The sequence below is a fragment of the Bacillus sp. JJ664 genome, assembly GCF_036962205.1.
Classification (GTDB): domain Bacteria; phylum Bacillota; class Bacilli; order Bacillales; family Bacillaceae_G; genus Gottfriedia.
This window is the reverse complement of sequence record NZ_JBALMS010000055.1, coordinates 1-4,745: the sequence shown is the minus strand read 5'-3', so window position 1 is coordinate 4,745 and position 4,745 is coordinate 1. Positions and strand designations below refer to the sequence as shown.

Below are 4,745 nucleotides of genomic sequence, written 5' to 3'. Positions count from 1 at the left end.
TTGAAAACTAAACAAAACATGAAGTAAAACGTCAATTATTAGTATTTGAGCAATACAAGATTTAAACTTAACTATTATGGAGAGTTTGATCCTGGCTCAGGACGAACGCTGGCGGCGTGCCTAATACATGCAAGTCGAGCGGACTTGTAGGAGCTTGCTCCTGCAGGTTAGCGGCGGACGGGTGAGTAACACGTGGGCAACCTACCTGTAAGACTGGGATAACTTCGGGAAACCGGAGCTAATACCGGATGACATAAAGGAACTCCTGTTCCTTTATTGAAAGATGGCTTCGGCTATCACTTACAGATGGGCCCGCGGCGCATTAGCTAGTTGGTGAGGTAACGGCTCACCAAGGCGACGATGCGTAGCCGACCTGAGAGGGTGATCGGCCACACTGGGACTGAGACACGGCCCAGACTCCTACGGGAGGCAGCAGTAGGGAATCTTCCGCAATGGACGAAAGTCTGACGGAGCAACGCCGCGTGAACGATGAAGGCCTTCGGGTCGTAAAGTTCTGTTGTTAGGGAAGAACAAGTGCTAGTTAAATAAGCTGGCACCTTGACGGTACCTAACCAGAAAGCCACGGCTAACTACGTGCCAGCAGCCGCGGTAATACGTAGGTGGCAAGCGTTGTCCGGAATTATTGGGCGTAAAGCGCGCGCAGGCGGTTTCTTAAGTCTGATGTGAAAGCCCCCGGCTCAACCGGGGAGGGTCATTGGAAACTGGGAAACTTGAGTGCAGAAGAGGAAAGTGGAATTCCAAGTGTAGCGGTGAAATGCGTAGAGATTTGGAGGAACACCAGTGGCGAAGGCGACTTTCTGGTCTGTAACTGACGCTGAGGCGCGAAAGCGTGGGGAGCAAACAGGATTAGATACCCTGGTAGTCCACGCTGTAAACGATGAGTGCTAAGTGTTAGAGGGTTTCCGCCCTTTAGTGCTGAAGTTAACGCATTAAGCACTCCGCCTGGGGAGTACGGTCGCAAGACTGAAACTCAAAGGAATTGACGGGGGCCCGCACAAGTGGTGGAGCATGTGGTTTAATTCGAAGCAACGCGAAGAACCTTACCAGGTCTTGACATCCTCTGACAACCCTAGAGATAGGGCGTTCCCTTCGGGGACAGAGTGACAGGTGGTGCATGGTTGTCGTCAGCTCGTGTCGTGAGATGTTGGGTTAAGTCCCGCAACGAGCGCAACCCTTGATCTTAGTTGCCAGCATTTAGTTGGGCACTCTAAGGTGACTGCCGGTGACAAACCGGAGGAAGGTGGGGATGACGTCAAATCATCATGCCCCTTATGACCTGGGCTACACACGTGCTACAATGGATAGTACAAAGGGTTGCAAGACCGCGAGGTGGAGCTAATCCCATAAAACTATTCTCAGTTCGGATTGTAGGCTGCAACTCGCCTACATGAAGCCGGAATCACTAGTAATCGCGGATCAGCATGCCGCGGTGAATACGTTCCCGGGCCTTGTACACACCGCCCGTCACACCACGAGAGTTTGTAACACCCGAAGTCGGTGGGGTAACCTTTTAGGGGCCAGCCGCCTAAGGTGGGACAGATGATTGGGGTGAAGTCGTAACAAGGTAGCCGTATCGGAAGGTGCGGCTGGATCACCTCCTTTCTATGGAGACATCATGAACCGTTGGTTCATGCATGAAAAGATGTTTCTTCATTGTTTTGTTTAGTTTTGAGAGTTCACTCTCAATTTGTACCTTGAAAACTAGATAATGTCATTCATTAAACTGCGTAAGTTTAATTTAAGTTTTAAAATTAGTTAAGTTAGAAAGGGCGCACGGTGGATGCCTTGGCACTAGGAGTCGATGAAGGACGGGACTAACACCGATATGCTTCGGGGAGCTGTAAGTAAGCTTTGATCCGGAGATTTCCGAATGGGGGAACCCACTACTCGTAATGGAGTAGTATCTTTACCTGAATACATAGGGTACTGAGGACAGACCCAGGGAACTGAAACATCTAAGTACCTGGAGGAACAGAAAGCAAAATGCGATTTCCTGAGTAGCGGCGAGCGAAACGGAAGATAGCCCAAACCAAGAGGCTTGCCTCTTGGGGTTGTAGGACACTCTATACGGAGTTACAAAGGAACGGGGTAAATGAAGCGACCTGGAAAGGTCCGTCAAAGAAGGTAAAAACCCTGTAGTTGAAACCTCGTTCCCTCTTGAGTGGATCCTGAGTACGGCGGAACACGTGAAATTCCGTCGGAATCTGGGAGGACCATCTCCCAAGGCTAAATACTACCTAGTGACCGATAGTGAACCAGTACCGTGAGGGAAAGGTGAAAAGCACCCCGGAAGGGGAGTGAAAGAGAACCTGAAACCGTGTGCTTACAAATAGTCAGAGCTCGTTAATGAGTGATGGCGTGCCTTTTGTAGAATGAACCGGCGAGTTACGATCCCGTGCAAGGTTAAGTTGAAGAGACGGAGCCGCAGCGAAAGCGAGTCTGAATAGGGCGATATAGTACGTGGTCGTAGACCCGAAACCGAGTGATCTACCCATGTCCAGGATGAAGTTCAGGTAACACTGAATGGAGGTCCGAACCCACGCACGTTGAAAAGTGCGGGGATGAGGTGTGGGTAGCGGAGAAATTCCAATCGAACTCGGAGATAGCTGGTTCTCCCCGAAATAGCTTTAGGGCTAGCCTTATGTGTTAGAGTCTTGGAGGTAGAGCACTGATTGGACTAGGGGCCCCCAACGGGTTACCGAATTCAGTCAAACTCCGAATGCCAATGACTTATCCATAGGAGTCAGACTACGAGTGATAAGATCCGTGGTCAAGAGGGAAACAGCCCAGACCGCCAGCTAAGGTCCCAAAGTATACGTTAAGTGGAAAAGGATGTGGAGTTGCTTAGACAACCAGGATGTTGGCTTAGAAGCAGCCACCATTTAAAGAGTGCGTAATAGCTCACTGGTCGAGTGACTCTGCGCCGAAAATGTAACGGGGCTAAACGTATCACCGAAGCTGCGGATTGATACCGTATGGTATCAGTGGTAGGGGAGCGTTCTAAGGGCGTTGAAGCTAGATCGTAAGGACTGGTGGAGCGCTTAGAAGTGAGAATGCCGGTATGAGTAGCGAAAGACGGGTGAGAATCCCGTCCACCGTATGCCTAAGGTTTCCTGGGGAAGGCTCGTCCTCCCAGGGTTAGTCAGGACCTAAGCCGAGGCCGACAGGCGTAGGCGATGGACAACAGGTTGATATTCCTGTACCACCTGATTTCCGTTTGAGCAATGGAGGGACGCAGAAAGATAGGGTAAGCGCGCTGCTGGATATGCGCGTCCAAGCAATTAGGCTGATGTGTAGGCAAATCCGCACATCGTTAAGGCTGAGTTGTGATGGCGAGGGAAATATAGTACCGAAGTTCCTGATTCTACGCTGCCAAGAAAAGCTTCTAGCGAGGAAATAGGTGCCTGTACCGCAAACCGACACAGGTAGGCGAGGAGAGAATCCTAAGGTGAGCGAGAGAACTATGGTTAAGGAACTCGGCAAAATGACCCCGTAACTTCGGGAGAAGGGGTGCTCTTTTGGGTGCAAGCCCGGGAGAGCCGCAGTGAAAAGGCCCAAGCGACTGTTTAGCAAAAACACAGGTCTCTGCGAAGCCGTAAGGCGAAGTATAGGGGCTGACGCCTGCCCGGTGCTGGAAGGTTAAGAGGAGGGGTTATCCCTTACGGGAGAAGCTCTGAATTGAAGCCCCAGTAAACGGCGGCCGTAACTATAACGGTCCTAAGGTAGCGAAATTCCTTGTCGGGTAAGTTCCGACCCGCACGAAAGGCGTAACGATTTGGGCACTGTCTCAACCATAGACTCGGTGAAATTATAGTACCTGTGAAGATGCAGGTTACCCGCGACAGGACGGAAAGACCCCGTGGAGCTTTACTGCAGCTTGATATTGAATTTTGGTACAGCTTGTACAGGATAGGTAGGAGCCTGAGAAGCCGGAGCGCCAGCTTCGGTGGAGGCATTGGTGGGATACTACCCTGGCTGTATTGAAATTCTAACCTAGAGCCGTTATCCGGCTCGGAGACAGTGTCAGGTGGGCAGTTTGACTGGGGCGGTCGCCTCCTAAAGAGTAACGGAGGCGCCCAAAGGTTCCCTCAGAATGGTTGGAAATCATTCGAAGAGTGTAAAGGCATAAGGGAGCTTGACTGCGAGACCTACAAGTCGAGCAGGGACGAAAGTCGGGCTTAGTGATCCGGTGGTTCCGCATGGAAGGGCCATCGCTCAACGGATAAAAGCTACCCCGGGGATAACAGGCTTATCTCCCCCAAGAGTCCACATCGACGGGGAGGTTTGGCACCTCGATGTCGGCTCATCGCATCCTGGGGCTGTAGTCGGTCCCAAGGGTTGGGCTGTTCGCCCATTAAAGCGGTACGCGAGCTGGGTTCAGAACGTCGTGAGACAGTTCGGTCCCTATCCGTCGTGGGCGCAGGAAATTTGAGAGGAGCTGTCCTTAGTACGAGAGGACCGGGATGGACACACCGCTGGTGTACCAGTTGTTCTGCCAAGAGCATGGCTGGGTAGCTATGTGTGGAAGGGATAAGTGCTGAAAGCATCTAAGCATGAAGCCCCCCTCAAGATGAGATTTCCCATAGCGTTAAGCTAGTAAGACCCCTGAGAGATGATCAGGTTGATAGGTCAGAGGTGGAAGCGTGGTGACACGTGGAGCTGACTGATACTAATCGGTCGAGGACTTAACTAACAAGTTTGATAATGACATTATCTAGTTTTGA

General features: G+C 51.3%; 2 rRNA genes. Both read left to right on the top strand.

Annotation, left to right across the window (positions count from 1 at the left end):
* Nucleotides 1-73 precede the first annotated feature (73 nt).
* Nucleotides 74-1,623 (top strand): 16S ribosomal RNA (locus V7056_RS10515).
* A 151-nt stretch (nt 1,624-1,774) separates the two neighbouring features.
* A 23S ribosomal RNA gene (locus tag V7056_RS10510) occupies nt 1,775-4,714 on the top strand.
* The 16S and 23S rRNA genes sit together here, the layout of an rRNA operon.
* Nucleotides 4,715-4,745: the final 31 nt, after the last annotated feature.